A 26,201-nucleotide genomic window follows, 5' to 3' on the forward strand; every position below is an offset into this window, starting at 1 on the left:
CCTCCGACGGCTACACCCGCATCTACCACCCCTCCCGCACCAACACCAACGCACCCGTACGCGTCGTCCTGTCCGTGAACTGGAACACGATCAAGGCCTTCGGCTGACCGGCAGGAACCGCCTCACACCACCGGGCCCCGGCCACCCCTCTCCAGGGGCGGCCGGGGCCCGGTGTTTCCCGGCTCAGCGGTCCGCGAACCCGGCCGCAAGCCTGCGCAGCCCCTCCCCGATCTCCTCCGGCGTCTGCGTCACGAAGCACAGGCGCAGCGTGCGCGGGTCCGGTGCGGCCGCGAAGAACGGCGCGCCGGGCACGTAGGCCACGTCGTGCCGCACCACCTGCCGCAGCAGGGCCGTCGAGTCGTACGACTGCGGCAGCCGCACCCACAGGAACATCCCGCCCTCGGGCCGGGTCCAGGTCGAGCCGGCCGGCAGCGCGTCCGGCAGGCCGGCGAGCATCGCGTCCCGGCGCTCCCGGTAGACGTCCCGCACCGTGGCCACATGGGCGTCGAGGACGTCGAGATAGCGGGCGGCGGCAAGCTGGTTGACGGTCGGGGTGTGCAGGTCGGCGGCCTGCTTGGCGACCGCGCAGGCACGGCGCAGCTCCCGCGGTGCGCGCAGCCAGCCCAGCCGCAGCCCGGGCGCCATCACCTTGGAGAAGGAGCCGAGCAGCACCGTCCGGTCCTGCGCGTCGGCGTGCGCGGCGATCCACGGCACGGGTTCACCGTCGTAGCGCAGTTCCCCGTACGGGTCGTCCTCGACGATCCACAGTCCGCTCCGCGCGGCGACGGCGGCGAGCGCGGCGCGGCGGGCGGCGGGCATGGTGCGGCCGGTGGGGTTCTGGAAGGTCGGCACGGTGTACAGCAGCTTCGGGCGTTCCCGGCGCACCAGTTCCTCCAGCGCCACCGGGTCGGGTCCGTGCTCGTCACCGGGCACGGCGACGACGCGGGCGCCGGCCAGCCCGAAGACCTGGAGGGCGGCGAGGTAGCAGGGGTTTTCCACCAGCACGGTGTCGCCCGGGTCGAGCAGTGCGGTGGCCAGCAGGGACAGCGCCTGCTGGGAGCCGGTGGTGATCAGCAGATCGTCGGCGTCCGTCTCCAGTCCGCGCCCGGTGATCCGCGCGGCCAGTGCCTCGCGCAGGGCGGGCTCGCCCTCGGTCGTGGCGTACTGCAGGGCCCGCGCCGGGCTGTCCTCCAGTACGGCGCGGAAGGCGGCCGCGATGCCGGCGCGGTCGAACAGCTCCGGGGCCGGCAGCCCGCCCGCGAAGTTGATCACCTCGGGCCGTGCGGTGACGGCGAGAATGTCGCGTACCGGCGAGCCGCCGATCGCCGACGTCCGCAGGGCGAGCGGGGGGACGGGCGCGGTCGGGGCGGGGGCGTCGACGGTCATGACACGGCTCCTTCGGGCTGCGGTTGCCTCATGGGTCGCAGCGTAGAGAGATGCGTGCCGTCTACACCGGCCTTTTCGCCATGCGGACGCTCAGCCCTCCGGCACCCGCTCCCAGCCGTTGCCGCCCAACGGGTAGGCGTAGTACGGCCGCCGCGAGCCGCTCGTGCGGAACGGCCGGCCGTGGTCGTCGACGCGCAGGGTGCCGTGCCGGGCGCCACTGGACCACTCCAGCTCCAGGTACCAGCTCACGTCGTGCCCGCCGGTGTGCGCGTTGACGTAGAAGACCTCGGGGTCGGACTCGCTCACCTTGTAGGGGAAGTCGCGCTGTCCGGCGACCGGCATCGCGAGCGGGTTGGTCAGGTCCAGTGCCACGTCGAAGGACTTGGTCTGGACCCCGCCCCCGCAGCCGTTCCCCATCGCGTACTTGTTCCAGGCCAGCGGAGCCTCGCTGCGCACCACGCGTACGTGCAGCGCGCGCAGCACGACCGTCTGCGCGCCGGTGCCCTGCACGGTCAGCGTGACCATCTGGTGGTCGGCGGCCACGGCGCCCAGGGACACGGCCCAGCCCTCGGCGTTCTGCTGCGGCGGCGGCTCGGGCACGTTGTGCGGGCTGCGGTCCACCAGGAAGTCCTGCTCACAGGGCACGTCCCAGTAGTACGGCGTGGTGTTGACCGTGACCGGCGCCGGGCCGTTGTCCGCGGCCGGGCCGTTGTCCGCGGCCGCCCCGCCGCGGGCCGTGGCGGTACGGCCCGGGGCCGGGGAGCCCGTGGCCGGGCCCCGGTCCGCGGACGGACCCGGCGACGCGGAGGCCGACGCGCTGCGGCTCTGTGCGGCGGAAGGGACGGAGACGGTGGGCGACTCGGGGCCGGGCGCGGTCGCGGCGGCCGCCCGCTCCTGCGCTGTCCGCCGCCCGTCCGGCGGCCCGGGCACCAGGCTCACCGTGACGGCCACGGCGGCGGCGACCGCCGCGACACCGGCCCCGGCGAGCACGGCGGCGCGCCGGCGACGCGGCGGCGCGGCCGCGATAGGCGGCGCGGGAGGGGAGACCTCCGCCTCGGGCCCCGCGCCGGGTTCCTCCTCCGGCTGCCCGCCGGGCTCCTCCTCCGGCTGCCCGCCGGGCTCCTCTTCCGGCTCCGCGCCCTTCACTCCCCGCAGCGCGTCCGCGCGGATCCAGCGGCGGTGCAGTTCCAGCAGTTCCTCGGGGGTGGCCCGGCAGACCCGGGCCAGCCGTTCCACGGGGGCGTAGTCCACCGGTACGACGTCCCCGTTGACGTACCGGTGCAGCGTGGACGTGCTCATGTGCAGCCGCTTGGCGAGCGCCCCGTAACTGAGTCCGGACCGCTCCTTCAACTCCCGCAGCAGCTCCGCGAAGTCGCCCCCCGCCACCGTCTCTCCCCTCCCGCGTCCCGGAACGGCGTTCCAGACGGGCGATGTTCCCGCAGGTCAGAGCCGTTTCGTCATCCCATTGTTCCGTATTCCCCGTGGCCGCTGGCGGCTGGGACGAAGGCCACCGCAAGCTGTCGATCATCCAAGCACGCCACCGGCAAGCACACCCGGCGGCGCGCTTCTGGCGCAACCCAACGCCCCTTTCACGACCGGGAGTCACCCATGTCCGTCCGTATCACCCGCACTCGCCTCTTCGCCGCCACCACGGTCGCGCTGGCCGCTGTGACCCTGACCGCGTGCGAGGGCGGAGCGTCGGACACCGGCGCCGGCCGGCCCGCTTCCTCCGCGCCGTCCGCCCCGGGCGCGACGCCCTCCACCGGTAGTGGCGGCGCTACCACGGACCCGGCGGCCACGACCGGCTCCGGCGGCGCGACGGGGTCGGGGGGCGCGACCGGTTCCGGCGGCGCGACCGGCTCGGGCGGCGCGACCGGCTCGGGCGGCACGCACGGCTCCGGCAGCGCGCACGGCGGTGGGAAGGGGAGCGGCGGCGCGAAGGGCGCCGGCAGCTCCGCCGGCACCGGGTCCGGCCAAGGGTCCGGCCGTCCCGGAAAGTGCTCCGCCGCCACCGTCCGGATCACCGCCACCGAGGTGCCCCGCCCGGTCAACCACCTGCTGCTGACCGCCACCAACAAGGGCGGCGGCACCTGCCTGCTGCCGCCGTACCCGCCGGCCCGTTTCGGTGAGGCGCAGTCCGTGCCGCCGGTGGCGGAGGAGACCAAGCCGCAGTCGCTGACCGGTCTGGCCCCGGGCGAGTCCGGCTACGCGGGCGTCCGGCTGTCCGCCGGCGACGGCAGCGCCGCGCACGGCCACACCGTGCACACCCTGACGGTCCCCTTCGAGGACGGCTCGATCGCCACCGTGTCGTTGCCCGCCAAGGGCGTGTACGTCGACGACAGCCTGACCGTGACGTACTGGCAGGCGTCCCTGGACACGGCCCTCGACTGGTGACCCCGCGTCCCGGACCATGTCCCACCGGGATGGCGTTCCCGCAGCTCAGCGCCGGTTCCACCGTCCCTGCGTCCCATATTCACGGGCGGCTGTGGCGCGCGGGACGGGCGAGCGGTGAGGCTGACGTCATGCCCGTACGACACCGGACTCGCACCCTGCCCGCACGCCCGCGCCGACTGGTCGCCGCCGCGGCCCTCGCCGTGCTCGCGGCCGGCGCCCTGGCGGGCTGCCGCGACGGCGAGGGCCTGCGCGACGAGGGCCCGTCGTCCCACGCGCTGGGGGCGCCTCAGCGCAGCTTCTGCGCGACCTCGGTGGCCCAGTAGGTGAGGATGTTGCGCGCGCCGGCCCGCTTGATGCCGGTGAGCGTCTCGAAGATCGCCCGGTCCCGCTCGATCCAGCCCTTCTCGGCGGCGGCCTCGATCATCGCGTACTCACCGGAGATCTGGTACGCCGCGACCGGCACGTCCACCGCGTCCGCGACCCGGGCCAGAATGTCCAGGTACGGTCCGGCCGGCTTGACCATCACCATGTCGGCGCCCTCCTCGAGGTCGAGGGCGACTTCGCGCAGGGACTCGCGCCAGTTGGCGGGGTCCTGCTGGTAGGTCTTGCGGTCGCCCTGCAGCGAGGAGGCGACGGCCTCGCGGAAGGGGCCGTAGAAGGCGGAGGAGTACTTGGCGGTGTAGGCGAGGATCGCGACGTCCTCGCGGCCGATCTGGTCGAGCGCGTCGCGGACGACGCCGATCTGACCGTCCATCATCCCGCTCGGGCCGACGACATGGGCGCCGGCGTCCGCCTGCACCTGGGCCATCTCGGCGTACCGCTCGAGGGTGGCGTCGTTGTCGACGCGACCGTGCTCGTCGAGGACCCCGCAGTGCCCGTGGTCGGTGAACTCGTCGAGACACAGGTCGGACATGACGAGCAGGTCGTCGCCGACCTCGGCCCGCACATCGCGCAGGGCGACCTGGAGGATGCCGTCCGGGTCGGTGCCCGCGCTGCCCAGGGCGTCCTTCTTGTCGTCCTCCGGCACACCGAAGAGCATGATCCCGGAGACCCCCGCCGCCACGGCCTCCGCGGCGGCCTTCTTCAGGCTGTCCCGGGTGTGCTGCACGACCCCCGGCATCGACCCGACCGCCACCGGCTCACTCACGCCCTCCCGCACGAACGCGGGCAGGATCAGATCGGCGGGGTGCAACCGGGTCTCGGCGACCATCCGCCGCATGACGGGCGTGCTGCGAAGCCGCCGGGGCCGCGAACCGGGAAAAGATCCGTACTTCGACATACCGCCTACGCTACGCCCGCCCGGCCGGTGCCTTTGCCGACGCCCAGTCGGCCATGGGGCCGCCGACCGGCCGGCCCGGGCGGTGTCGGCGGTGCCGCGTGGGGCACACGCAACTCCGGGCCCGGCGCGGCACGCGTGCGCATCGGCGGCGCGGACGCGGGTCCCCGGTGGCACCGGTACGGGCGGGAGGCACGCGAGCGTGTTCGAGGGCTTCGAGACCAGGCAGGTGCGGACCGACGAGGGGTCGGCCTTCGTCCGGTACGGCGGCGACGGCCCGCCGGTGGTGCTGCTGCACGGACACCCGCGCACCTCCGCGACCTGGCACCGGGTGGCCCCGCTGCTGGTCGCCCGCGGCTTCACCGTCGTCTGCCCCGACCTGCGCGGATACGGCCGATCCCGCGGACCGGCGCCGACCGCGGACCACGAGGGCCACTCCAAGCGGGCCACGGCCTCGGACGTGGTGGCGGTGATGCGCGCACTGGGCCACGAGCGGTTCGCGCTCGTCGGCCACGACCGCGGGGCCGCCGTGGCGTTCCGCCTGGTGCTGGACCACCCGCGGGCGGTGGAGCGAGTGGCGCTGATCGACTGCCTGCCGCTGAGCGAGCATCTGGACCGCATCACGCCCGAGTTCGCCACCCAGTGGTGGCACTGGTTCTTCTTCGCCCAGCCGGACACCCCCGAGCGCGTCATCAACGCCGACCCGGACGCCTGGTACCGGGGCGACCCGCGGACGATGGGCCGGGAGAACCACGACGAGTTCCGTGCGGCCACCCGCAACCCGGAGGTGGTGCGCGCGATGCTCGAGGACTACCGGGCCGGCCTCACCGTCGACCGGCGCCACGAGGAGGAGGACCGTGCCGCCGGCACCCGCATCCGCTGCCCGGCACTGATCCTCTGGTCCCTGCGCGACGACCTGGAGCAGCTGTACGGCGACCCGCTGCGGATCTGGCGCACGTGGGCGACGGACGTCCGCGGCCACGGCATCGACTCCGGCCACCACGTCGCCGAACAAGCCCCGGAGGACCTGACGGCCGCGCTGGGGGACTTCCTCACCCCCTGACGCGACGCACGAGCCTTCGGTACCCGCCCCCGCAGGCCCACGGGTTCCGCCCGTACCCGCCCCGCAGGCCCCAGGCGCCAGCCGGACCCGCCGCGCACCGGCCCCGGACCCGCCCGCACCGCGAACCGCCCGCACATGCGCCCCGCACCGCGCACGCACATGCTGGGAAATACCAGAAGGACCCGACGGCCCCGCCCCGACCGCCGCCGTCCCTCCGTTCCGCAGCCGCGCGGAGGACGCGATGACCACCACCCACTCCACCCCCGACCTCACCGGTCTGCGCGGACCGGTGCTCCGCCCCGGCGACCCGGGCTACGCCGACGAGGTCATCGGCTTCAACCTGGCCGCCCGCCACACCCCCGACGTCGTCGTCGGCGCCGCCGGTCCCGCCGACATCGTCACCGCCCTGCGCTGGGCGTCCGCCACCGGCACCCCCGTCGCCGTGCAGGCCACGGGCCACGGCGCCAACTTCTCCGTCCCCGACGGTCTGCTGATCACCACGCACCGGATGACCGAGGTGAGCGTCGACCCGTCCGCCCGCACCGGGACGGTCGCCGCGGGCGCCAAGTGGCGGCACCTGCTGCACGCCGCCGCCCCGCACGGGCTGGCCGCGCTGTGCGGCTCCTCCACGGACGTCGGCGTCGTCGGCTTCACTCTGGGCGGCGGCCTGCCGGCCATGGGCCGCCCCTGCGGCTTCGCCAGCGACCTGGTGCGCTCCTTCGACGTCGTCACCCCGGACGGCGTCCCGCACACCGCCGACGCCGAGCACGACACCGACCTGTTCTGGGCGTTGCGCGGCGGCAAGGGCAACGTCGGCGTCGTGACGTCCCTGACGACCGAGCTGATCCCCGTGGACCGCGTCCTCGGCGGCGGCATCTACTGCGCGGGCGAGGACGCCGAACCCCTGCTGCGGACCTGGGCGCAGTGGACGAAGACGGTGCCCCCGCAGATGTGCACGGGGTTCACCCTGCTGCGGATGCCTCCGCTGCCGTTCATCCCCGAACCGTTGCGCGGTGGCTTCTTCGCCCGTGTCGCCGTCGTCTTCGACGGGACCCCCGAGGACGCGGACGAGCTCCTCGCGCCGCTGCGCACCGCCGCACCGGTCCTGTTCGACACGGTGGAGGACATGCCGTACACCGAGCTGGACCGCATCTACGAGGACCCGCGCGACCCGCTGCCCGCCCGCGAAAGCTGCCTGCTGCTGCGCGACCTGTCTCCGGAGGCGATCACCGCGTTCCTGGGCCTGGCGGGGCCCGCCGACCGGGACTTCCCGATCCTGATGGTCGAGATCCGGCACATGGGCGGCGCGATGTCCCGTCCCGTGCGGGGCGAGGACGCGGTGTGCGCCCGGGACGCGGAGTTCCTGCTGGAGTGGGTGGGCGTACCGGCCGACCCCGATCTCGCCGTGGCGATCGAGTCGGCCACCGCCGCCCTGCACACCACCATGGCCCCGTACGGCACCGGCCACACCATGGTCAACCTGCACGGCGCCCCCGGCGACGAGAACGACCGCTCCCGCGCCTGGAGCCCGGACACCTACGACCGCCTGCGCCGCACCAAGCGCTCCCACGACCCGGCGAACCTGCTCCGCTACGGACACGCGGTACCGCCGGTCGCCGCCTGACGAGGAGGGCCCGCACCCCGGGTGGGGTGCGGGCCCTCGCTCACGTCGCGGCGCGGCGCCTGCGCGCCCCCGGCCTGCGTTCGCTCGGCCGGGTCACCGGGTCGCCGGCCTCCAGCGCCGCCAGACGGCGCTTGGTGCCGAAGTCGGCCAGGGCCTCCGCGAGCTTGTGCACGGACGGCTCCGGAGCCATGACGTCGACGCGCAGGCCGTGTTCCTCGGCCGTCTTCGCCGTCGCCGGGCCGATGCACGCGATCACCGTCACGTTGTGCGGCTTGCCCGCGATGCCGACCAGGTTCCGCACGGTCGACGACGAGGTGAACAGGACCGCGTCGAAACCGCCGCCCTTGATCGCCTCACGGGTCTCCGCCGGCGGCGGCGAGGCGCGGACCGTGCGGTAGGCGGTGACGTCGTCGACCTCCCAGCCCAGCTCGATCAGCCCGGCCACCAGGGTCTCCGTGGCGATGTCGGCGCGCGGCAGGAAGACACGGTCGATCGGGTCGAAGACCGGGTCGTAGGGCGGCCAGTCCTCCAGGAGGCCGGCCGCGGACTGCTCGCCCGAGGGCACCAGGTCCGGCTTCACACCGAAGGCGATCAGGGCCTTCGCCGTCTGCTCGCCCACCGCGGCCACCTTGATGCCCGCGAAGGCGCGCGCGTCGAGGCCGTACTCCTCGAACTTCTCGCGCACGGCCCGCACCGCGTTGACCGACGTGAAGGCGATCCACTCGTAGCGGCCCGTCACCAGGCCCTTGACGGCACGTTCCATCTGCTGCGGGGTGCGCGGGGGCTCCACCGCGATGGTCGGCACCTCGTGCGGCACGGCGCCGTAGGAGCGCAGCTGGTCGGAGAGCGAGGCCGCCTGCTCCTTGGTGCGCGGCACGAGGACCTTCCAGCCGAACAGCGGCTTGGACTCGAACCACGCCAGCTGGTCGCGCTGGGCGGGGGCGCTGCGGTCTCCGACCACGGCTATCACCGGGCGGCCGCCGTCCGGCGAGGGCAGCACCTTCGCCTGCTTCAACGTCTGCGCGATGGTGCCGAGCGTCGCCGACCAGGTGCGCTGCCGCGTCGTCGTCCCGCCGACGGTGACCGTCATCGGGGTGTCCGGCTTGCGGCCCGCCGACACCAGCTCGCCCGCGGCCGCGGCCACGGAGTCCAGCGTGGTGGAGACGACCACCGTGCCGTCGGAGGCGCCCACCTCGGTCCAGCACCGGTCGGAGGCGGTACGGGCGTCCACGAACCGCACATCGGCGCCCTCGGCGTCGCGCAGCGGCACACCGGCGTACGCGGGCACACCGACCGCGGCGGCGACGCCGGGCACCACCTCGAAGGACACGCCGGCCTTGGCGCAGGCGAGCATCTCCTCGGCGGCGTAGTTGTCCAGGCCGGGGTCGCCGGACACCGCACGGACGACCCGCCTGCCGCCCCGCGCGGCCTCCATGACAAGATGTGCGGCATCCCGCAGTGCGGGAATCCCAGCGGTTGTTGACGTGCCGTCAACGATCGCCGGCTGGGGCGTGCCCGGATTCGGGTCCGACGAGGGACCCGCGTCCGTCGGCACGACGCTGACGCCCTGACGGGCATGGGTGCGTACGACGTCGAGCACCTCGTGCTCGGCGACGAGGACATCCGCGTTCGCCAGCGCCTCCACGGCGCGCAGAGTCAGCAGTCCCGGATCTCCGGGTCCGGCACCCAGGAAGGTGACGTGCCCGTGTTCCGGACCGGCGGGAAGGGTGGTGGGGCTCAATGTGCTCGCTCCCCCATCAGACCGGCCGCGCCCTGGGCGAGCATCTCGGCGGCGAGTTCACGGCCGAGCGCCGCGGCGCCCTCGTCCGTCTCGGGCACGGGACCGGTGGTGGACAGCTGCACCGTGCGCGTGCCGTCGGTGGTGCCGACGACGCCGCGCAGGCGCATTTCCTTGACAGTCTGCCCGTCGGCCAGAAGGTCGGCCAAAGCGCCCACAGGGGCGCTGCAACCGGCCTCCAGGGCGGCGAGCAGTGACCGCTCGGCCGTTACGGCGGCCCGCGTGAACGGGTCGTCGAGTTCGGCGAGCGCGGCGATCAGTTCCGCGTTGTCCGCGGAACACTCGATCGCCAGGGCCCCCTGGCCGGGGGCGGGCAAAACCGTGTCGACCGACAGGAAGTCGGTCACCTCGTCGCTGCGGCCGATCCGGTTCAGCCCGGCGGCGGCCAGCACGACGGCGTCGAGTTCGCCGTCACGGACGTACCCGATGCGGGTGTCGACGTTCCCGCGGATCGGGACCGTCTCTATGGCGAGCCCGTGGGCACGCGCGTACGCGTTGAGCTGCGCCATGCGGCGCGGCGCACCCGTACCGATGCGCGCCCCGCGCGGCAGGTCCGTGAACTTCAGCGCGTCCCGGGCGACGATCACGTCGCGCGGGTCCTCGCGCACCGGGACGGCGGCCAGGACCAGCTCCTCGGGCTGCGCGGTGGGCAGGTCCTTCAGCGAATGAACCGCGAAGTCGACCTCCCCGCCGGCCAGCGCGTCCCGCAGCGCGGTGACGAACACACCCGTGCCGCCGATCTGCGCCAGGTGCGCCCGGGAGACGTCACCGTAGGTCGTGATCTCGACCAGCTCGACGGGCCGCCCGGTCACCTGGCGCACGGCCTCCGCCACCTGCCCGGACTGGGCCATGGCGAGTTTGCTGCGCCTGGTCCCCAGTCTCAAAGCCTTCGTACTCATGCCGGCCCTCGGTTCTTGGCGTTCTTGTCGGTGCTGTCCTCGGCGCGGGAGACGGCGGCGACCGCCTCGGGGTCGAGGTCGAACAGGGTGCGCAGCGCGTCCGCGTACCCGGCGCCGCCGGGCTCGGCCGCGAGCTGCTTGACCCGCACCGTCGGCGCGTGCAGCAGCTTGTCGACCACCCGCTTGACGGTCTGTGTGATCTCGGCGCGGTGCTTGTCGTCCAGGCCGGGCAGCCGGCCCTCGAGCCGTGCCATCTCGCCCGCCACCACGTCGGCGGCCATGGTGCGCAGCGCGACCACGGTCGGCGTGATGTGCGCGGCCCGCTGGGCCGCGCCGAAGGCGGCGACCTCGTCGGAGACGATGCGGCGCACCTGGTCGACGTCCGCCGCCATGGGGGCGTCGGCGGACGCCTCGGCGAGGGACTCGATGTCCACCAGCCGCACGCCGGCCAGCCGGTGCACGGCCGCGTCGATGTCGCGGGGCATCGCCAGGTCGAGCAGGAACAGCGAGGGCCGCGGCCGCGGAATCTCCGCGACCGGCTCCGGCTTGCGCCGCTCGGGGATCCGGCCGACCGTGCGCACGGCGGCGGCCAGCGCGCCGATCAGCTCGGCGTCCGCCTCGGGTCCGCGCCGGGCGTCCTCGCGGCGCTCGACGACGGTGCCCTTGTCGACCCAGGCCGCGTGCTGCTCCAGCGTCGCCGCGTCCATCCCGGCCACGGCGGCCTCCCCGGCGACGGAGAAGCCGGGCTGCACGGCGGACAGGTCCAGCGGGCAGCCGTCCTCGGTCCCGAGCGAGGTGGGCGGCAGCGTCCGGTGCGGGTTCTCGGTCACGGCGACGGGGGCGCCCGTACGGTCCTCCAGCGCCGCGGTGACCGCCTCCGCCGTCAGGACGAGCCCCGTCGCCCCGGTACAGGAGACGGCGATGTCGGCACGTGTCAGCTCGGCCGGTACGGCGTCCATCCGTACCGCGCGGGCGGCCACGTCCGTGTCCTCGGCCTGGGTGAGGATCTCGGCGAGGCGCTCGGCGCGCTCGACGGTGCGGTTGGCCACCACGATCTCCGCGACACCGGCCCGCGCGAGCGTCGCCGCGGCCAGCGACGACATCGAGCCCGCGCCGATCACCAGCGCCCTGCGGCCCCGGGCCCACCCGGGGACGTCCGCGCCCTGCGCCAGCTGCTCCAGGCCGAAGGTGACCAGGGACTGGCCGGCCCGGTCGATGCCGGTCTCGGAGTGGGCGCGCTTGCCGACCCTGAGGGCCTGCTGGAACAGGTCGTTCAGCAGCTTGCCCGCGGTGTGCAGCTCCTGCGCCCGGGCGAGCGCGTCCTTGATCTGGCCGAGGATCTGGCCCTCGCCGACGACCATCGAGTCCAGGCCGCAGGCCACCGAGAACAGGTGGTGGACCGCCCGGTCCTCGTAGTGCACGTACAGATAGGGAGTGAGCTCCTCCAGGCCGACCCCGCTGTGCTGGGCGAGCAGCGTGGACAGCTCGGCGACACCGGCGTGGAACTTGTCCACGTCGGCGTACAGCTCGATGCGGTTGCAGGTGGCCAGCACGGCGGCCTCGGTGGCCGGCTCGGCGGCGACCGTGTCCTGCAGCAGCTTGTTCTGGTCGTCCGCGTTCAGCGCGGCCCGCTCCAGCACGCTGACCGGGGCGCTGCGGTGACTCAGCCCGACGACGAGGAGACTCATGCCGGCATCACGGCGGGCACGTCCCCGTCGGGTCCCTGGTCGGCGGAGCCGGCGCGGCGGGCCGCTGCGCGCGCGCCCTTGGCCGCGGGGGCGGCGGGCGCGTTGGCGGGGGCGCCGACGTCCTTGGTGGTGGCGGGCACCGCGTCCGAGGTGGTGGTGGGCACGGCGGCCTCGGCGGCGGCCTCCTCACCGGCCTTGCGCTGCTCGTGGAACGCGAGGATCTGCAGCTCGATGGAGAGGTCGACCTTGCGCACGTCGACGCCGTCCGGGACGGACAGCACGGTCGGCGCGAAGTTCAGGATGGAGGTCACACCGGCGGCCACGAGCCGGTCGCAGACCGGCTGGGCGGCGCCCGCGGGCGTCGCGATCACGCCGATGGAGACGCCGTTGTCCTGGATGATCTTCTCCAGGTCGTCGGTGTGCTGCACCGGGATGCCCGCGACGGGCTTGCCCGCCATCGCGGGGTCGGCGTCGATGAGGGCGGCGACCCGGAAACCGCGGGAGGCGAAACCGCCGTAGTTGGCGAGAGCGGCGCCGAGGTTACCGATACCGACGATGACCACGGGCCAGTCCTGGGTCAGGCCCAGCTCGCGGGAGATCTGGTACACGAGGTACTCGACGTCGTACCCGACACCCCTGGTGCCGTAGGAACCCAGGTAGGAGAAGTCCTTGCGCAGCTTCGCGGAGTTGACCCCGGCGGCGGCCGCCAGTTCCTCGGATGAAACCGTGGGGACCGAGCGCTCCGACAGTGCGGTCAGCGCCCGGAGGTACAGCGGAAGCCTGGCGACGGTGGCCTCGGGAATCCCTCGGCTGCGGGTCGCCGGTCGGTGAGTTCGGCCAGTTGCCACGGTGCTCCTGCGGGTAGAGCGGGGCTGTGGGCGGTCGTACGTCCCCAGACCGCCCCGTCGACAGCAGGCTATGTCTTTGTGAACGCGTGCACAAAGATGGTGTCCGATTTGCCCGGCCAACGTGACCGGACTCACGCGCGTTTTATGTCGCGTGCTACGTGGGGGCAAAACCGGCTCACTCCTCGTGAATCCCGCCCCCGAGACCAGACCGCATCGATCCTAAGCGACGTCCGGTACGGACTTGAACTACTCGGTCAGTGCGGAGCGCAGCCGCTGCTCGTTCACGCGCCAGAACGTGTGCTGCTCGCCGTCGACCAGGACGACGGGGATCTGCTCCCAGTACTGGTCGTGCAGGTCCTGGTCCTGCGTGATGTCCTTCTGCTCCCAGGGCACGCCCAGCTCGCCGCAGACCTTCTCGATCACCTGCTGCGCGTCGTCGCACAGGTGGCAGCCGGGCTTGCGGACCAGCGTGACCAGACGGTCCTGGGGGGCGCGGTGGGGACGGCGGCGGAAGAGGGGGCTCATGTCGGCCATTGTCGCGCGGCGGCCCGTCGCTGTGCGGCGGCCCGTCGCTGGGTGGCGGCCCGTCGCTGTGCCGCGTGTGGTCGGGTGCACCTCTTTAACGGCCCGGTCGCGCAGAGTTCACAGGGTTCCAACCCTTCGGCTCCGGAACCGCCGTACCGACTCGTTATGCTCACGCCATGGCCGCTCTCGGATGGCTCACTCCCCGTAGGCGCTCCGCCACGGCGCGGAGCGTGTTGGCAGGCGAGGCCTCGGCGGAGGCCGCGCGCAAGGCCGTGCCCGAGGCTCCGCTGGAAGAGCGGGAGTCCGAGCCGGCGTTTCCCGTGCTCGGCGACGAGCACGCGGCCGCGTTCTTCGACCTCGACAACACGGTGATGCAGGGCGCGGCGCTGTTCCACTTCGGGCGGGGCCTGTACAAGCGGAAGTTCTTCGAGACCCGCGACCTGGCCCGCTTCGCCTGGCAGCAGGCGTGGTTCCGGCTGGCCGGGGTCGAGGACCCGGAGCACATGCAGGACGCGCGGGACTCGGCGCTGTCCATCGTCAAGGGCCACCGGGTCTCCGAGCTGCAGTCCATCGGCGAGGAGATCTACGACGAGTACATGGCCGAGCGGATCTGGCCGGGTACGCGGGCGCTGGCGCAGGCGCACCTGGACGCCGGGCAGAAGGTGTGGCTGGTCACGGCCGCGCCGGTGGAGATCGCGACGGTGATCGCACGGCGGCTGGGGCTGACCGGTGCGCTGGGCACGGTCGCGGAGTCGGTGGACGGCGTCTACACCGGCAAGCTCGTGGGCGAGCCGCTGCACGGGCCGGCCAAGGCGGAGGCCGTGCGGGCGCTGGCGGCGGCGGAGGGGCTGGACCTGGCGCGGTGCGCGGCGTACAGCGACTCCCACAACGACATCCCGATGCTGTCGCTGGTGGGCCACCCGTACGCGATCAACCCGGACGCCAAGCTGCGGCGTCACGCGCGGGAGCACGACTGGCGACTGCGGGACTACCGCACGGGCCGCAAGGCGGCGAAGGTCGGCATCCCGGCGGCGGCGGGGGTGGGAGCGGTGGCGGGCGGCACGGCGGCGGCGATCGCGCTGCACCGCCGCCGACGGTAGCCTCCGGCTTTCTGCGGTTCGCCGTGGCTGGCCGCCGCTGCCTGCGGCGGCCTGCGCGGGTTCCTTGTGGCTGGTCGCCTTTGCCTGCGGCGGCCTGCGCGGGTTCGTTGTGGCTGGTCGCCGTTGCCTGCGGCGGCCTGCGCGGGTGCGTTGTGGCTGGTCGCGCCGTTCCCCGCGCCCCTTTGGTGCCTGCGGCGGCCCGTTGCCGTCCGGTGGGTGGTTGCGGTCGCGCCTGCGGCCGGTTTCCACGGCGGGGCCGGGGTGGGGGGTGTCCGTCCTCGGTCCGGCCGGCCGTTTCCGACGAGCGCTCAGTGTCTCGGTGCCGGCCGCTGCGGGCGGACACCCCCCACCCCGTCCCCTTCCCGCCGTACGCGCCTGCGGCCCGTCGCCCCTTCCGGGGCAGGCTTCCGGGGGCGGGGTGGGGGTCCGTCCAGGGCGGACGGTAACCGCAACCCCCCAGGGGCGCGGGGAACTGCGCGACCAGCCACGACGCGCCCGCACCCGACAACCCACCCGCTCCGGCCGACCGCCCGGGGGCCGCGGCTGCGCGCCGGGCATTCCGGCACACATACCCACCCCGCGGAGCGGTCAGTCACCGGATCCTCACGCGGGCACAACACGGCCCACACTCACCCGGAATGCGAACCGATTCGATCAAGAAGTGTTCAACGGGCCGAGCCTGATCAGTCGTCAAACGACTACGGAAACGACGCAATCGGTGATTTGAGCAACTCGGTGTAGCAGTGCCTGCACGAAGCGTTATTCTCCTCAGACGCAATCCGGTACCCCTCCGTCGCCACGACGGGTGAACGGTCCCGCACTGCACGTGATGGAAGCTCTGCCTCTGGGAGTCCCGTGTACCCACACGTCGGGGTTGACGCCTCGGGCCTGGCTACGCTGCGCGCAACGGTCGCGACGGCACAGAACCTCCTGCGCGGCCTCGTCCCGGCCGCGCACGCCGTCCCCGCATTCGCCACCGCCACCCCCGCCGGCCCGTGCTACGCACTGGCCGAGGGCGGGGCCGCGGTGGGCAGAAGGGGGCGCGCGGCCGGTGCCACCACCGCCCGGCGCCCCGCCGCGGACAGCGACAGTGCCCGGATGATGGACCTCGTGGAGCGCGCCCAGGCCGGCGAGGCCGAAGCGTTCGGCCGCCTCTACGACCAGTACAGCGACACCGTCTACCGATACATCTATTACCGGGTGGGAGGTAAGGCCACTGCCGAGGACCTGACCAGCGAGACCTTTCTGCGGGCACTCCGCAGGATCGGCACCTTCACCTGGCAGGGCCGCGACTTCGGCGCGTGGCTCGTCACCATCGCCCGCAACCTGGTGGCCGACCACTTCAAGTCGAGCCGCTTCCGGCTGGAGGTCACCACCGGCGAGATGCTCGACGCCAACGAGGTCGAGCGCTCCCCGGAGGACTCCGTCCTCGAGTCGCTGTCGAACGCCGCCCTGCTCGACGCCGTACGACGGCTCAACCCGCAGCAGCAGGAGTGCGTGACCCTGCGCTTCCTGCAGGGTCTGTCCGTCGCCGAGACCGCCCGGGTCATGGGCAAGAACGAGGGTGCGATCAAGACCCTCCAGTACCGAGCCGTCCGCACCCTCGCCCGGCTCCTGCCGGACGACGCCCGCTGATCAGACACGCTCAGCGACGCTCAAGTAACGCTCCGTTCGCGACCGTTGACTTCCCGATCCGATCATCCGCCGTCCGTAACCCAAGTGCCACGCCGCTCGTTGTGCGGGATGCAGGCTCCCTGTGGTCACGCCCAGGCCAACGCTGATCACACGATCGTGTGGAAGTGGCCGGGGCGTGCAACCCTCAGGACCCCCTGGGGAGTCGACCGTCATGACGAGAGGAGGTGCCGCCAGTGATCGCGAACGTATCGGCGCACCGGCGGGCGAACGCCTTCGCCCAGGCCCTGGAGGAGCAGTCCGAGCCGGGCACGGCGGCCGAGCAGTCCGAAGGATCGCCACCGGCCCCGGCCGCCGAGGAGCAGACCGAGCAGGGGCGTCTTGTCGCCCTCGCCTCCGGTCTCGGCGCGCTGCCCAAGCCGCAGCTCGATCCGGAGGTCAAGGTCGTCCAGCGAGCCCAGCTCGTGGCCGCGTTCGAGGCCATGCTGCAGGAGGGCGCCGCGGGAGGCGAGGCGGCGGACCCTTCCGTGCCCGAGCAGCGGAACCACCGGGCCCGGGGCGCCCATCGCGCCCCCCTGGGCAAGTTCCGCCCACGCTCGCGGCTGGCCAAGGGCCTCACCGCGGGCGGGCTCAGCGTCGGTGTTGCGGCCGGCGCCTTCGGCGGAGTCGCCGCTGCCAGCTCGGACGCCCTGCCCGGTGACGGGCTGTACGGGCTCAAGCGCGGCATCGAGGACTTCAAGCTCAACTACCTGTCCGAGGGAGACGACGAACGCGGCCGTTCCTACCTGGACCAGGCGTCCACCCGGCTCAGCGAGGCCAGACGGCTGCTCGAGCGCGGTCGCGGCGGCCATCTCGACCACGAGTCGCTGGGCGAGATCCGCCGCACCCTGTCCGGGATGACCCACGACGCCGCCGAAGGCCACCGTCTGCTGCACGAGGCGTACGAGCGCGACCCCGACTCCCTGGGCCCCATCCAGGCGCTGTCCACGTTCTCCGCCTCGCACCGCCAGATGTGGGGCGCGCTGCGCGACCAGCTGCCCGTGCAGCTCGGGGACGTCAGCGAGCAGGTGTCGTCGGTGTTCGACGCCATAGACGAAGAGGTCGCCCCGCTGCAGTCCCTGCTGCCGCAGCCCCCCGCCACCCGTGGCGGCAGTGACAGCAGCCGGCCGGGCGACGGCGGATCGGCGTCCACCGGGTCGTCCGGCACCCACCGGTCCCATGGCCCCAGCAGCGGCACGAGCAGGGAACCCCACTCCGGCGACCACACCGGCACCGGCAGCCCCAGCAAGTCCGCACCCGGCGTCGGCGGCATCGACGACGGCCTCCTCGGTGGCAACACCGGCGGCCTTCTCGACCCGCCGAAGGAGACCGGCAGCGCCTCCCCGTCGCAGAGCAAGCCGTCCATCCCCGAGCCGGACGTGACGCTCCCACCGCTCCTCCCGGGCCTCCTGCCCGGCCTGGGCATCGACAGCGACGACGCCAACTAGCCGGAACGGCCCAAGCGGTACGGCCGAAGTGGGGGCGCCCCTCTCCCGAGGGGCGCCCCCACCGTCGTACGCCGGAACACTTCCGGGGAACGCCTCAGGAGGAACGTTTCAGAAGAACACCGACCTGCGCTGGACCAGCAGCTTGTACAGGGTGTGCTGGATCTGTTCGCGGACCTGGTCGGTCAGGTTGAACATCAGCATCGGGTCCTCCGCCGCCTCCGGCGGATAGCCGTCCGTGCGGATCGGCTCACCGAACTGGATCGTCCACTTGGTGGGCAGCGGGATAGCGCCCAGCGGACCCAGCCACGGGAACGTCGGTGTCAGCGGGAAGTACGGGAAGCCCAGCAGCCGCGCGAGGGTCTTCGCGTTGCCGAGCATCGGGTAGATCTCCTCCGCCCCGACGATCGAGCACGGGATGATCGGCGCGCCCTGCCGCAGCGCCGTCGAGACGAAACCGCCCCGGCCGAACCGCTGGAGCTTGTAGCGCTCGCTGAAAGGCTTCCCGATGCCCTTGAAGCCCTCCGGCATCACCCCGACCAGCTCGCCCTGGCCCAGCAGCCGTTCGGCGTCCTCCGCGCAGGCCAGCGTGTGACCCAGCTTGCGCGCCAGCTCGTTCACCACCGGCAGCACGAAGACCAGGTCCGCGGCGAGCAGGCGCAGATGGCGGCCGGCCGGGTGATGGTCGTGCACCGCGACCTGCATCATCAGGCCGTCCAGCGGCAGCGTCCCGGAATGGTTCGCGACGATCAGCGCGCCGCCCTCGGCCGGGATGTTCTCCAGGCCCTTCACATCGACCCGGAAGTAGGTGTCGTACACCGGCCGCAGCAGCGACATCAGGACCTGGTCGGTGAGTTCGGCGTCGTAGCCGAAGTCGTCGACCTCGTAGTCCCCGGTGAGACGCCGGCGCAGGAAGGCCAGGCCGGCCGCCACGCGGCGCTCCAGACCACCGCCGGAGGACTGCGGCACGTCCCCGTGGGGCTCCGGGCTCACCGGGGCCTCCTCCTGCGCGGCGGGCGCGTCGGGCGCGGACCGGCTCCCCCGGGCCCCGCGGGACTCGCGCAGCTCCCGCACCGGCACCGGCTCGCCGCTCCCCCGCCGGCTGCCCGCGCCGCGGCGCCGCGCGGGGCGCTGCACGGCGCTTCCCCGGGACCGGTCGTCGTCGAACGGAATGACCTTGGCGTCCGCCATCGTTGCTGCGCTCCTCAGTTGGCGCTCTGCGTCGGGGGGTGGCCGCCACCCGCGAGGGGCAGCGCGGCGATCCGGTCGACGGCCCCCGCAAGGGCCTCGGGGGGCAACAGGCCCGGTCCCCTGCTGCGTACGAAGTCCGCGAACGTCTCCGCGGTCGTGTACGTCGGCTCGAAGCCCAGCGTTTCGCGCATCTGGGTGGTGTCCACGACCCGGCCGTGGGTGAGCAGCCGGATCTGCTCGGGAGAGAAGTCCGTCATGCCCAGCGTACGCACCAGCGAGCCCACCCACGTGACGGCGGGCAGCAGCAGCGGCACCGTGGGGCGGCCCAGCCGCCGCGCGCACTGCGAGAGCAGGACGACGCCGTCACCGGCGATGTTGAAGGTGCCGCTGTTCAGCGTGCCGCGGCGCGGCTCGTGCGAGGCCAGCCTCAGCACCTCGATCACGTCGTCCTCGTGCGCGAACTGCAGCCGCGGATCGTAGCCGAACACCGTCGGCAGGACCGGCAGCGAGAAGTACGAGGTGAGCGGGGTCTCGGCGGTGGGGCCCAGGATGTTGGCGAACCGCAGCACACACACGGCGACGTCGGGGCGCCGGCGGGCGAAGCCGCGGACGTACCCCTCGACCTCGACGGTGTCCTTGGCGAAGCCTCCGCTGGGCAGCGACTTCGGCGGGGTCGTCTCGGTGAACACGGCCGGGTCGCGCGGCGCCGAGCCGTAGACGTTGGTGGAGGACTTCACCACCAGCCGCTTGACCGCGGGCGACTTCTGGCAGGCACCGAGCAGCTGCATGGTGCCGATGACGTTGGTCTCCTTCACCGTGGCCCGGCTGCCGCCGCCGAGCGCCATGCCGGTGACGTCCATGTGGACGACCGTGTCGGCGCCGGTCTCGGCGAGCACCCGCGCGATGGTGGGCTGCCGGATGTCGGCGCGGATGAAGTCGGCGCCGCCCAGATGGTGCTCGGGCTGCACCGCGTCCACGGCGACGACCCGGTCGACCTGCGGGTCACGCTGGATCCGCCGTACGAAGCGGCCGCCCAGCTGACGGGCCGCTCCGGTCACGAGCACGACCTTCCCCAAGATCAGCGCCTTCCTTCCAGACCTCGTACCACGCGCGCGTTCCCCGTCTGCGGCCAACTTAGCGGTTCGGTGTTGCGCTGTGATGACCACCCGATGCGGGAAGTGACGAGAAACGGCCGGGCGGAGCACAGTGACCCTGGTGCTTCGTGAGACGCCCGAGGTGTGGAGATACGCCTGCGGCCCCCCACCGAGTGCGATGGGGGGCCGCAGACACACGCTCTACGCGGCGTTGCTCGCGTCGCTCACTTCTTGTTGCGACGCTGGACGCGCGTGCGCTTCAGCAGCTTGCGGTGCTTCTTCTTGGCCATCCGCTTACGCCGCTTCTTGATAACAGAGCCCACGACTATCCTCGCTCACTTCTCATCACTCGGTGTTTGGGCGCCATGGGCCCACACGACCTACGAGGGGCTAGCCTACCCGCCCGAGCGCTGAGGTCGTAATCGAGGGGTGTGGGGAGACCGGAAGTGCCCTGTTCCGATCGATGGTCTCCCTCGGTGCCGTCAGGCGGTCTCCACCCCCACATAACTCTCGCGGAGGTACTCGTGAACCGCGTTCTCGGGGACGCGGAAGGACCGCCCCACCCTGATCGCGGGCAGATGACCGCTGTGCACCAGCCGGTACACGGTCATCTTCGACACTCGCATCACCGCAGCGACTTCCGCCACGGTAAGGAACTGAACCTCGCTCAGAGGCCTCTGCTCAGCAGCCATGACACACCTGAACCTTCCGCACTCGACGGCCACCGGCTTCCCCTTCCGGTGACTCTTCGTCGCTGCGTGCTCACTCCCCAGACTAGGGGCGGGTGATGCAAGTGGGGAAGAGGTGCACCCAACAGCGCCCTACTGTGACAGACACGCTCGATTGAGTACGTAGCGGGCCAGCGGCCGGTAGGAGGCCGCCCGCACCCCGTCATCAAGCGGAACGACGACGGCCACGGAGCCCTCGGCCTGCCCCACGAACAGCGCCGGATCGTCGGTGTCGGCCAGCCCGATCGCCTCGAACCCCAGCTGACCTGCCCCGCAGACCCAGCCGTGGTCGCCGATCACCAGGTCCGGCAGCGACCCGCCGGCCTCGGCCGCCGCGGCCAGCGCGAGACGAACCGGGAGGGGCGAGTGCGTGTGTGCGCCGGGCGCACCACCGGGGCGTTCCGCGCCGCCTTCGCGGATCAACGCGACTCCTCGTACGTAGTCGAGGTTGTGCGTGCGTAGACCGAACTGGGTCAATATGTCGACACGGTGACCCTGCGCCGGGGTGAGGACGGCACATCCCGCCGCCGACAACGCGTCTGCGAGGGCGGCGTAGAAACCGAGCAGCCGGTGCGGGTGCCCGGTGCCGAACAGTACGCTCCCGCGGCGCCGGGCGACCCCCGCGAGCCGCTCCGCGAACGCGTCCAGCGCGGCCAGCGTGCGCTCCGGGTCGATCACATCCTGCCCGGAGGTGTGGCGCGGATCGGCCGAGACCCCGCACCTGTCCGCCATCAGCTCGATCAGATCCCGCGGCGCCCACGGTCGCTGCGGATCAATCCCGATCAACACCCGGGGGTCCCGAGCCGCGAACGCCCGATAGCTCCGCAGACTCACCTCACGCGCGGTCGCCACGGTCCCGGCCAGCCGGGCCCGCAGAAGATGGTCCCGCAGAGCACCCACAGCCACCACACGAGCGATGCTGCCGGACCGGCCGGCCGGCCGACCCGCTTTCGAGGAAAGACCGCACGGTCGGCGTAACGACACCTACGGTGTGCCTGCCGGCGGCGGGGCCGGGATGCCTACGGTGTGCCTGCCGGCGGCGGGGCCGGGATGCCTGCGGTGTGCCTGCCGGCGGCCGGGCCGGGATGCCTGCGGTGTGCCTGCCGGCGGCCGGGCCGGGATGCCTGCGGCGGCCTGTGCGGGTTGCGTCGTGGCTGGTCGCGCAGTTCCCCGCGCCCCTGGGTGGGCTGCAGTGCCGCCCGCGCAACTGCGGGCTGCAAGCTGCGCAGCTGCGGGCAGTCGTGCCTCCCCCAAGCTCTTCGAGCAGGGGGGACCCCCAGGGCGGCACGGGTGGGCGCAGCGGCACCCCCCGCCAGCGCCGGTGAGCGCCCCACCCCCCGGCCAGCCACCCCACGGGTACAAGCACACGCCGGGCGCCCAGCCCAACCCCGGCCAGGACCACCCCGGGCGCAGCCCAAGGCCGGGCGGCCAGCCCTACGCCAACAACCCCCGCAGCGGGAACACCGCCCGCCGTGCGGCCAGCACCGCCTGGTCCAGCCGGTCCGCGGGGTCGTACCCCTCGTCCCACCCCGCGAAGGACACCGGCCACCGCCCGTCCGTCATCCGCCCCGGCCCCAACTGCCGTGTCCGCGCGAACACTTCCTGCCGCCACGCCTCCGGAATCAGCGACGTCGGCTCCACCGGCCGCCCCGCCGCGATCCCCACCAGATGCGTCCACGACCGCGGTACGACGTCCACCACGGCGTACCCCCCGCCCCCGAGCGCGACCCACTTCCCGTCCGCGTACTCGTGCGCCAGGTCGTGACAGGCCACCTGCACCGCCCGCTGCGCGTCCAGCGACACCGCCAGATGCGCCAGCGGATCCTCGAAGTGCGTATCGGCGCCGTGCTGGGACACCACCACCTGCGGCCGGAAGTCCGCGAGCAGCTCCGGCACCACCGCGTGGAACGCCCGCAGCCACCCCGCGTCCCCCGTCCCCGCCGGCAGCGCGAGATTCACCGCCGACCCCTCCGCCGAGTCCGCCCCGGTCTCCTCCGGCCACCCGGTCTGCGGGAACAGCGTCCGCGGATGCTCGTGCAGCGAGACCGTGAGCACCCGCGGGTCCTCCCAGAACGCCGCCTGCACCCCGTCCCCGTGGTGCACGTCGACGTCGATGTACGCGACCCGCTCCGCCCCCAGCTCCAGCAGCCGCGCGATCGCCAGCGCCGCGTCGTTGTAGATGCAGAACCCCGACGCCCCCGCCGGCATCGCGTGGTGCAGTCCGCCCGCGAAGTTCACCGCGTGCAGCGCCTCCCCGCGCCACACCGCCTCCGCCGCCCCCACCGACTGCCCCGCGATCAGCGCGGACACCTCGTGCATCCCCGCGAACGCCGGATCGTCCAGCGTCCCCAGCCCGTACGACTGGTCCGCCGCCGAAGGATCCGCGGACGCCGTCTTCACGGCGTCGATGTAGTCCTCCCGGTGGACGAGCCGCAGCGTCGACTCCCCGGCGGCCTTCGCCGCCACCACGTCCACCATACGGTCGAGCCCGAAGGCGCCGACCAGTTTCCGGGTCAGGGCGAGGCGGACCGGATCCATCGGATGGTCCGGACCGAAGTCATAGCCCGTTACTGCCTCGTCCCACATCAGCTGTGCGCGGCCGCTCATGCCCGCCACCGTATCGGTCCGGTTGAGCCGCGAACGACCTGGCGTACACCAACGTCACCAGCACCAACGCCATCGGCACCAGCATGGCCCCGCGATAGCTCCACGTGTCCCCGAGCGCCCCCACGAGCGGCGAGCCGATCAGGAATCCCACGTAGTTGAAGACGTTCAGGCGTGCGATCGCCGCATCCGACGCCCCGGGAAAGAGCCGCCCCGCCGCCGCGAACGTCTGCGGCACCAGCACACACAATCCCAGCCCCAGCAGCGTGAAGCCCAGCATCCCGACCCACGCCCCGGGCGCCATCGCCACCACCGCGAACCCGGCCGCCGCCACCACCGCCCCGCCCCGCACCACCGCGGCCGCCCCGAACCGGCGCACCCCGAAGTCCCCGATGGCCCGCCCCAGCAGCGTGGTCACCATGTACACGTTGTACGGCACCGTCGCCAGCTGCTCCGAGCTGCCCAGCACGTCCTGCAGATACTTCGCGGACCAGTTGGAGACCGTCGAGTCCCCGATGTACGCGAACGTCATCACCAGGCACAGCGGCAGCAGCAGCTTGAAGACGACCCCGTCCCTCCCGCCGCCCGGCTCCGCCACGGCCGGAGCCGCGCCCCCGTCGACGTACCACCGGCTCCCCACCAGCACGGCCGGCAGCAGCACCGCCACGACCGGCAGATACGACACCCACAGCGCGAGATGCCAGTGCGCCCCGGCCCAGGCCAGCGACGCCCCCAGGATCCCGCCCAGGCTGTACGCGGCGTGGAAACTCAGCATGATGCTGCGCCCGTACGCCCGTTGCAGGCTCACCCCGAGCATGTTCATCGAGGCGTCCAGCGCACCCACCGCCAGCCCGAACACCGCCAGCGCCGCAGCCACCTCGGCCAGCCGGTCTCCGGCGCCCACCCCGAGCAGCGCCAGCAGTACGACCGGCTGAGACCAGCGCAGCACCCGGCTCGGCCGGACCCGCTTCACCAGCTGCTCGGTGGTCACACTGGCCACTCCGGCGAGGATCGGCACCGCGGCCAGGAACGCCGGAAGCAGAGCGTCGGAGATGCCGTAGCGGTCCTGGACGGCCGGGATGCGCGTCACCAGGAGCGCGAAGGCGACGCCCTGCGCGAAGAAGCTGAACGCCAGCGAGGCCCTGCCGCGCCGCAGCACATCTGTCATGGCGGCGAGCGTAGGGCCCCTGGCTACTGCTGGGTAGATCCAGCCAAAGATGAATTCGGTTCAGCTTTGCCCGCTCGGCCGGTCGGCGACGGGCGCCCCGCGTCACGCGGCGACCGCGACCTCCGGCCGGGCCGCGGCGGCCTGCGTGGCCTCCGCTTCTGCGGCTCGCGCGCTCTCCACCTCGGCGGCCAGCATCCGCCGCATCGGCTCCACGGCCAGCCCGCCGCTGACGAGGAACCCGAGGCCGAAGGTGACGACCGTCAGCACCGTGCCCAGCCAGACCATCGTGTCCACCGGCACGGTGTAGGCGCCCACGACCCGGGCGACGCACTCCGCCAGCAGGACCGAACCCCACACCAGCGAGAACGCCCGCTCGCCACGCCGGAAGGCCGCCGAGCCGGCGATCAGCCGCTGCCAGGCGGCCTCGCGGGCCGCGTCGCCCTTCACCACGAAGGGCTTGAACGCCGCCGTCATCATCGGCTTCCCCAGCGCCACGGACACCAGGATCCCGATACCGACGGTGCTGCTGACCGCGCCATCCTTGGCGAGCATCAGCCGCGGGTCGCCGGAGACGAAGCTCAGCGCCAGGCTGACGAGGTTCACGACGAGGATGAGGCCCGCGAGCCCGTTCACCGTCCGCTCCCGCACGACGCTCCACAGCGTGCGCACGGCCGGCACCACGCTGCTCCAGGCGAGCGCCGCGAAGGTGCTCATCCCGAAGGCTTCCTTGAGGAGGTAGTACGAAGCGAGCGGCACCGCCACGTCGAGGAGGAGCGGCCGGAGGTTCTTCTTCGTCGTCGTCATGCCCCCAGCTTCGCGGCCGGCAGGGTTGGCCCAGTAGAAACGATCGTCCAGGGCTCGGCATGACAATTGTCAGCACGGCCACATGGCCCGGGTCATACCAGCAGGTCAGCCAACTGACCGGGCTCGGAGAAGAGTTGAGTGGCCCCCGCGAGCCTCGCCGCCGGCGTCATCGCCGTGAAGCCCAAGACGTCCATCCCGGCCGCCACGGCCGCCTGCACCCCCAGCGGACTGTCCTCGACCACGACGCACCGCTCCGGCGCCACTCCCATCCGCTCGGCCGCGTACAGGAAGAGGTCCGGCGCCGGCTTGCCCCGCCCGACGTCCTGCGAGCTGAAGATCCGCGCGTCGTCGAACCACCGGTCCAGCCCGGTCGTCCGGTGCCCCACCCGAATCCGCTCATGGCTCCCGGAGGAGGCGACACAGTACGGCACCCCGTCCGCCGCCAGCTTCTCCAGTACGCCGGCCATCCCCGGCACCGGCTTCAACTCCCGCTCGAAAGCGGCGAACACCCGGGCGTGGAAGACGTCGTCGAAGTCGTCGGGCAACCGCTGCCCGGTGCGCTCGAGCACCAGCTCATGGATCCGGTGCATCGCGGAACCCATGTAGTCCCGGATGGACTCCTCGTACGTCGTCGGATGCCCCAGCTCGGTCAGATAGGCGGCGAGATGCCGGTTGGAGATCGGCTCACTGTCCACGAGGACGCCGTCGTTGTCGAAGATGACCAGTTCATAGCGCATACGACGACTGTAAACACCCGGAAACGCAGAAAACCCCCGCATCCGTGGATGCGGGGGTTTTCTTCAATAATTGTTCGGCGGCGTCCTACTCTCCCACAGGGTCCCCCCTGCAGTACCATCGGCGCTGTAAGGCTTAGCTTCCGGGTTCGGAATGTAAC

At 72.8% G+C, this 26,201-nt stretch carries 24 protein-coding genes and 1 rRNA gene; 7 read left to right on the plus strand and 18 right to left on the minus strand.

Annotation, left to right across the window (positions count from 1 at the left end; genetic code table 11):
• Window positions 1-183 precede the first annotated feature (183 nt).
• Both AB0E88_RS34435 and AB0E88_RS34440 read right to left on the minus strand, forming a co-directional pair.
• Window positions 184-1,386, minus strand: coding sequence for a PLP-dependent aminotransferase family protein (locus AB0E88_RS34435; protein ID WP_361638792.1), 1,203 nt, complete (start codon window positions 1,384-1,386; stop codon window positions 184-186).
• Window positions 1,387-1,476: 90 nt separating this feature from the next.
• Window positions 1,477-2,772: an XRE family transcriptional regulator gene (locus AB0E88_RS34440; RefSeq protein ID WP_361638794.1), complete on the minus strand. Its 1,296-nt coding sequence runs from the start codon at window positions 2,770-2,772 to the stop codon at window positions 1,477-1,479.
• A 222-nt stretch (window positions 2,773-2,994) separates the two neighbouring features.
• On the opposite strand from AB0E88_RS34440, the gene AB0E88_RS34445 reads away from it, so the two are divergent.
• Complete coding sequence (locus AB0E88_RS34445) at window positions 2,995-3,780, plus strand: DUF4232 domain-containing protein (protein WP_361638796.1); 786 nt, start codon at window positions 2,995-2,997, stop codon at window positions 3,778-3,780.
• A gap of 128 nt (window positions 3,781-3,908) precedes the next feature.
• Window positions 3,909-4,103, plus strand: coding sequence for a hypothetical protein (locus tag AB0E88_RS34450; RefSeq protein ID WP_361638798.1), 195 nt, complete (start codon window positions 3,909-3,911; stop codon window positions 4,101-4,103).
• On the opposite strand, the gene hemB is transcribed toward AB0E88_RS34450, so the two are convergent.
• Window positions 4,067-5,059, minus strand: coding sequence for a porphobilinogen synthase (hemB, locus tag AB0E88_RS34455; RefSeq protein WP_361638800.1), 993 nt, complete (start codon window positions 5,057-5,059; stop codon window positions 4,067-4,069). The genes AB0E88_RS34450 and hemB overlap by 37 nt on opposite strands.
• A gap of 199 nt (window positions 5,060-5,258) precedes the next feature.
• Between hemB and AB0E88_RS34460 the strand changes: the two genes are divergently transcribed.
• Together AB0E88_RS34460 and AB0E88_RS34465 are read left to right on the plus strand one after the other, a co-directional pair.
• Window positions 5,259-6,119 (plus strand): alpha/beta hydrolase, encoded by an 861-nt coding sequence (locus tag AB0E88_RS34460; protein WP_361638802.1) that lies wholly within the window; start codon window positions 5,259-5,261, stop codon window positions 6,117-6,119.
• A 241-nt stretch (window positions 6,120-6,360) separates the two neighbouring features.
• Window positions 6,361-7,743: an FAD-binding oxidoreductase gene (locus AB0E88_RS34465; protein WP_361638804.1), complete on the plus strand. Its 1,383-nt coding sequence runs from the start codon at window positions 6,361-6,363 to the stop codon at window positions 7,741-7,743.
• Between the two features lie 40 nt (window positions 7,744-7,783).
• Here the strand turns inward: AB0E88_RS34465 and AB0E88_RS34470 are convergent, their stop codons facing one another.
• The 5 genes from AB0E88_RS34470 to AB0E88_RS34490 all read right to left on the minus strand — a co-directional run bounded on the left by AB0E88_RS34470 (window position 7,784) and on the right by AB0E88_RS34490 (window position 13,510).
• Entirely contained in the window at window positions 7,784-9,484 is a 1,701-nt protein-coding gene (locus tag AB0E88_RS34470) for a uroporphyrinogen-III synthase (protein ID WP_361638806.1), read from the minus strand.
• Complete coding sequence (gene hemC / locus AB0E88_RS34475) at window positions 9,481-10,440, minus strand: hydroxymethylbilane synthase (RefSeq protein ID WP_361638808.1); 960 nt, start codon at window positions 10,438-10,440, stop codon at window positions 9,481-9,483. The genes AB0E88_RS34470 and hemC overlap by 4 nt, the downstream gene beginning before the upstream one ends.
• On the minus strand, window positions 10,437-12,128 hold the full coding sequence (locus AB0E88_RS34480) for a glutamyl-tRNA reductase (protein ID WP_361638810.1): 1,692 nt from the start codon (window positions 12,126-12,128) through the stop codon (window positions 10,437-10,439). The genes hemC and AB0E88_RS34480 overlap by 4 nt, the downstream gene beginning before the upstream one ends.
• A complete protein-coding gene (locus AB0E88_RS34485; RefSeq protein WP_361638812.1) occupies window positions 12,125-12,976 on the minus strand; it encodes a redox-sensing transcriptional repressor Rex in 852 nt (283 codons plus the stop codon). The genes AB0E88_RS34480 and AB0E88_RS34485 overlap by 4 nt, the downstream gene beginning before the upstream one ends.
• Window positions 12,977-13,222: 246 nt before the next feature.
• Window positions 13,223-13,510 (minus strand): glutaredoxin family protein, encoded by a 288-nt coding sequence (locus AB0E88_RS34490; protein WP_361638814.1) that lies wholly within the window; start codon window positions 13,508-13,510, stop codon window positions 13,223-13,225.
• 167 nt (window positions 13,511-13,677) lie between these two features.
• Between AB0E88_RS34490 and AB0E88_RS34495 the strand changes: the two genes are divergently transcribed.
• From AB0E88_RS34495 to AB0E88_RS34505, 3 genes are all read left to right on the plus strand, one after another.
• Window positions 13,678-14,601: an HAD-IB family hydrolase gene (locus tag AB0E88_RS34495; RefSeq protein WP_361638816.1), complete on the plus strand. Its 924-nt coding sequence runs from the start codon at window positions 13,678-13,680 to the stop codon at window positions 14,599-14,601.
• Window positions 14,602-15,456: 855 nt separating this feature from the next.
• Entirely contained in the window at window positions 15,457-16,236 is a 780-nt protein-coding gene (locus tag AB0E88_RS34500) for an ECF subfamily RNA polymerase sigma factor, BldN family (RefSeq protein ID WP_361638818.1), read from the plus strand.
• A gap of 233 nt (window positions 16,237-16,469) precedes the next feature.
• The gene (locus tag AB0E88_RS34505) at window positions 16,470-17,720 is read left to right on the plus strand and encodes a DUF5667 domain-containing protein (protein WP_361638820.1); all 1,251 of its coding nucleotides are present in this window, start codon (window positions 16,470-16,472) and stop codon (window positions 17,718-17,720) included.
• A 108-nt stretch (window positions 17,721-17,828) separates the two neighbouring features.
• On the opposite strand, the gene AB0E88_RS34510 is transcribed toward AB0E88_RS34505, so the two are convergent.
• The 10 genes from AB0E88_RS34510 to rrf all read right to left on the minus strand — a co-directional run.
• Window positions 17,829-18,908, minus strand: a complete 1,080-nt coding sequence (locus AB0E88_RS34510) for a lysophospholipid acyltransferase family protein (protein ID WP_361638822.1) — start codon at window positions 18,906-18,908, stop codon at window positions 17,829-17,831.
• A gap of 14 nt (window positions 18,909-18,922) precedes the next feature.
• A complete protein-coding gene (locus tag AB0E88_RS34515; RefSeq protein ID WP_361638824.1) occupies window positions 18,923-19,984 on the minus strand; it encodes an NAD-dependent epimerase/dehydratase family protein in 1,062 nt (353 codons plus the stop codon).
• Between the two features lie 242 nt (window positions 19,985-20,226).
• On the minus strand, window positions 20,227-20,325 hold the full coding sequence (locus AB0E88_RS34520; RefSeq protein WP_003948845.1) for an AURKAIP1/COX24 domain-containing protein: 99 nt from the start codon (window positions 20,323-20,325) through the stop codon (window positions 20,227-20,229).
• A 159-nt stretch (window positions 20,326-20,484) separates the two neighbouring features.
• Window positions 20,485-20,694 (minus strand): helix-turn-helix domain-containing protein, encoded by a 210-nt coding sequence (locus AB0E88_RS34525; protein WP_181139929.1) that lies wholly within the window; start codon window positions 20,692-20,694, stop codon window positions 20,485-20,487.
• A gap of 129 nt (window positions 20,695-20,823) precedes the next feature.
• Entirely contained in the window at window positions 20,824-21,639 is an 816-nt protein-coding gene (locus tag AB0E88_RS34530; RefSeq protein ID WP_361638826.1) for a phosphatase, read from the minus strand.
• A 525-nt stretch (window positions 21,640-22,164) separates the two neighbouring features.
• The gene (locus AB0E88_RS34535; RefSeq protein WP_361638828.1) at window positions 22,165-23,337 is read right to left on the minus strand and encodes an acetoin utilization protein AcuC; all 1,173 of its coding nucleotides are present in this window, start codon (window positions 23,335-23,337) and stop codon (window positions 22,165-22,167) included.
• Window positions 23,288-24,502 carry an MFS transporter gene (locus AB0E88_RS34540; protein WP_361638830.1) on the minus strand — a complete coding sequence of 405 codons (1,215 nt, stop codon included), beginning with the start codon at window positions 24,500-24,502 and terminating at the stop codon, window positions 23,288-23,290. The genes AB0E88_RS34535 and AB0E88_RS34540 overlap by 50 nt, the downstream gene beginning before the upstream one ends.
• A gap of 102 nt (window positions 24,503-24,604) precedes the next feature.
• Window positions 24,605-25,306 (minus strand): VC0807 family protein, encoded by a 702-nt coding sequence (locus tag AB0E88_RS34545; protein WP_361638832.1) that lies wholly within the window; start codon window positions 25,304-25,306, stop codon window positions 24,605-24,607.
• Window positions 25,307-25,398: 92 nt separating this feature from the next.
• Complete coding sequence (locus AB0E88_RS34550) at window positions 25,399-26,043, minus strand: HAD family hydrolase (RefSeq protein ID WP_361638834.1); 645 nt, start codon at window positions 26,041-26,043, stop codon at window positions 25,399-25,401.
• Between the two features lie 72 nt (window positions 26,044-26,115).
• Window positions 26,116-26,201: ribosomal RNA gene (gene rrf, locus AB0E88_RS34555) — 5S ribosomal RNA — on the minus strand; the annotation flags it as partial.

It is taken from the genome of Streptomyces sp. NPDC028635, from assembly GCF_040637635.1.
Taxonomy (GTDB): Bacteria; Actinomycetota; Actinomycetes; order Streptomycetales; family Streptomycetaceae; genus Streptomyces.

Bases quoted from the DNA above. Each gene is read 5' to 3' on its own strand.
- AB0E88_RS34490 (WP_361638814.1), bottom strand. From the start codon at position 13,510: ATGGCCGACATGAGCCCCCTCTTCCGCCGCCGTCCCCACCGCGCCCCC.
- hemC (WP_361638808.1), bottom strand. From the start codon at position 10,440: ATGAGTACGAAGGCTTTGAGACTGGGGACCAGGCGCAGCAAACTCGCC.
- AB0E88_RS34445 (WP_361638796.1), top strand. From the start codon at position 2,995: ATGTCCGTCCGTATCACCCGCACTCGCCTCTTCGCCGCCACCACGGTC.
- AB0E88_RS34540 (WP_361638830.1), bottom strand. From the start codon at position 24,502: ATGACAGATGTGCTGCGGCGCGGCAGGGCCTCGCTGGCGTTCAGCTTC.
- AB0E88_RS34545 (WP_361638832.1), bottom strand. From the start codon at position 25,306: ATGACGACGACGAAGAAGAACCTCCGGCCGCTCCTCCTCGACGTGGCG.
- AB0E88_RS34525 (WP_181139929.1), bottom strand. From the start codon at position 20,694: ATGGCTGCTGAGCAGAGGCCTCTGAGCGAGGTTCAGTTCCTTACCGTG.
- AB0E88_RS34450 (WP_361638798.1), top strand. From the start codon at position 3,909: ATGCCCGTACGACACCGGACTCGCACCCTGCCCGCACGCCCGCGCCGA.
- hemB (WP_361638800.1), bottom strand. From the start codon at position 5,059: ATGTCGAAGTACGGATCTTTTCCCGGTTCGCGGCCCCGGCGGCTTCGC.
- AB0E88_RS34550 (WP_361638834.1), bottom strand. From the start codon at position 26,043: ATGCGCTATGAACTGGTCATCTTCGACAACGACGGCGTCCTCGTGGAC.
- AB0E88_RS34435 (WP_361638792.1), bottom strand. From the start codon at position 1,386: ATGACCGTCGACGCCCCCGCCCCGACCGCGCCCGTCCCCCCGCTCGCC.
- AB0E88_RS34480 (WP_361638810.1), bottom strand. From the start codon at position 12,128: ATGAGTCTCCTCGTCGTCGGGCTGAGTCACCGCAGCGCCCCGGTCAGC.
- AB0E88_RS34535 (WP_361638828.1), bottom strand. From the start codon at position 23,337: ATGAGCGGCCGCGCACAGCTGATGTGGGACGAGGCAGTAACGGGCTAT.
- AB0E88_RS34465 (WP_361638804.1), top strand. From the start codon at position 6,361: ATGACCACCACCCACTCCACCCCCGACCTCACCGGTCTGCGCGGACCG.
- AB0E88_RS34510 (WP_361638822.1), bottom strand. From the start codon at position 18,908: ATGGCGGACGCCAAGGTCATTCCGTTCGACGACGACCGGTCCCGGGGA.
- AB0E88_RS34495 (WP_361638816.1), top strand. From the start codon at position 13,678: ATGGCCGCTCTCGGATGGCTCACTCCCCGTAGGCGCTCCGCCACGGCG.